Annotated in this window: 3 protein-coding genes; 2 read left to right on the forward strand and 1 reads right to left on the reverse strand. The window is 70.9% G+C overall.

Features of this window, described 5'->3' with window-relative positions; translation table 11 throughout:
* On the forward strand, nucleotides 1–338 hold a 338-nt coding region (locus tag WA805_RS22470; protein WP_425243320.1), incomplete at its 5' end, for an SDR family oxidoreductase.
* Between the two features lie 63 nt (nucleotides 339–401).
* On the opposite strand, the gene WA805_RS22475 is transcribed toward WA805_RS22470, so the two are convergent.
* Nucleotides 402–1,028 carry a TetR/AcrR family transcriptional regulator gene (locus WA805_RS22475; protein WP_425243321.1) on the reverse strand — a complete coding sequence of 209 codons (627 nt, stop codon included), beginning with the start codon at nucleotides 1,026–1,028 and terminating at the stop codon, nucleotides 402–404.
* A gap of 131 nt (nucleotides 1,029–1,159) precedes the next feature.
* Here WA805_RS22475 and WA805_RS22480 point away from each other — a divergent pair.
* Nucleotides 1,160–2,262: AAA family ATPase (locus WA805_RS22480; RefSeq protein WP_425243322.1), on the forward strand; the 1,103-nt coding region annotated here is incomplete at its 3' end.

Raw genomic sequence — 2,262 nt, forward strand, 5'->3', positions numbered from 1 at the left:
TCATGGACTACAGCGCCGCGAAGGCCGCGGTGGCCAGCTTCTCCAAGGCGCTGTCGAAGGAGGTCGGACCCAAGGGAGTCCGGGTCAACACCGTGAGCCCCGGCCCGGTCGCCACCGACCTGTGGCTGGGCGCGAACGGGGTCGCCGCAACGGTCGGGCAGGCGACCGGCGCCCGCCCTGAGGACGTCGCGAGCAGCGCCGCGAGCGAGATGGTCACCGGGCGGTTCAGCCGCCCTGAGGAGGTCGCTGACCTGGTGCTGCTGCTGGCCAGCGACGTCACCGCCAATGTCACCGGCGCCGACATCCGCATCGACGGCGGCCTGATCCCAACCTGGTAGCCCGTCTTACCCGGTCGAAATTCACAATCCTCATTCGGAACGGACGCGGGGTGGCTCCCCAGCTCACTGCTCGTCGATGACGCGGTCGAACGCCGCGAGGAACTGTTCCGCCCAGCCGGTGTCTTCTTCCAGCCCGAGTGAGTACACGTATCCGGTGCGCAGCGCCATCAGTACCCGCGTCGCCGCGACTGGATCGCGGTGCCCGGCCTCGCGCAGCAGGGTCTGCGCCGTCGCGTTGACCCACCGCCGCTGCTCGACGGCCATCGTGCGGACGGGGTGGTCCGGCGGCCCGTACTCGGCGGCCGCGTTGACGAACGTGCAGCCGCGATACTCGTCGATCATGCCGTCTTCGGTGAACGCGACCGCCCACGCGTGCAGGGCGCCCCGCGGGTCGCCAGGGTGGCTGTCGATGATCGCCTGCACCGCCGCGCGGGCCTGCCATTTGCGCTGCTCAAGGTAGGCCAGGACCAGGTCGTCCTTGGACGGGAAGTGCCGGTAGAAGGTCACCCTGGTTACCTGCGACTCCTCGATGAGCCGCTGCACGCCGATCGCCTGGATGCCGTTGCCGTAGAAGAGCCGGTCGGCGGTCGTGAGGATCCGCTCTCTCGCCGAGCGGGCCTGCTGCTGGCGGCGCCTGGCGAGCACGTCTGCCCGCCGCCGCCGGGCGGCGCCGCTGGCCGGACGTCTCACGGACGCACCTCGTTTTCCCGGAAGGCCTTGTTATCGGGCCGCTGATAAGGTCACTATATGAGTGGAAGGAACGATCGGTCTACATAGTTCGTCCACCTTTCGCCCAGAACATCCCCGTCGGCGGAGGCGCAGTGACAGTCGACTCTGAGCCGTCGGACCTGATTGGCCGCGATGAAGAGATGTCCGCGATCATCGCGATGCTCCGCGGCGATGGCGGATCGGGCCTGCTGCTCGTCGGAGCGGCGGGCATCGGAAAGTCCGCACTGCTGCATGCGGCATCGCGCGTGGCCGTCGGCGATAGCCGCATGGTGCTGCGGGCGGCCGGGGTTCAGTCCGAGGCGCGTGTGCCGTTCGCCGGACTGCATCAGCTGCTCTATCCGCTGACCGACCGGTTCGGACTGCTGCCGCCACCGCAGCGCAAGGCGCTGCTTGCCGCGTTCGGCTACGCCGACGGGCCAGCGCTTCAGGTGTTCGTGATCGCCATCGCCACGCTGGAGTTGCTCGCCGACGCGGCGGCCGGCCGCGGGCTGCTCGTGGCCGTCGACGACCTGCACTGGATCGACGATGCCACCGCGCAGGTTCTCGGCTTCGTCGCCCGCCGGATCGCGTCCGAGCCGATCGCGCTGCTCGCCGCGACGCGTCCCGGCTTCGAGGACCTGTTCACTGCGGCCGGCCTGCCAGCCAGGACGCTGCGCCCGCTGCGCCGCGCGCAGGCGGAACGGCTGGTCCGCCTCCGGCACCCGGACCTTGATAAGCGATGGCGCGGGTGGGTGCTTGAGCACGCAGAAGGCAACCCGCTCGCGCTAGCCGAACTTCCGCTGACGGCGAGTGCCTGCCAGCCGGGCGCCGAGGTCCGCGTTCCGCTCACCGCCCGCCTTGAGCGAAGCTTCACGGCCCGCGTCGCCGGGCTCGGCCCGACGGCGCGATCGGCGGTGGTCGTCGCTGCGGCGGCCGACAGTAACGACTTCGCGGAGATAGCCGCGGCCGTGACGATCGCGGTCCCCGGCTCGGGCGCCGACCCGCTGCGTCCTGCGGTGGATGCCGGGGTGCTCGTGGTGTCACAGGCGGAGGTCAGGTTCGAGCACCCGCTGATGCGCTCGGCGGTCTACCAGTCCGCCGACGCTGACCTGCGCCGCCGGGCCCACGCCGCGTTCGCCCAGGTCCTTGACGCCCAGCCGGAGCGGCGGGCCTGGCACCTGGCGGCTGCGGCGCCCGTTCCTGACGAGGCCGTCGC

Source organism: Trebonia sp., from assembly GCF_049794275.1.
GTDB lineage: Bacteria > Actinomycetota > Actinomycetes > Streptosporangiales > Streptosporangiaceae > Trebonia.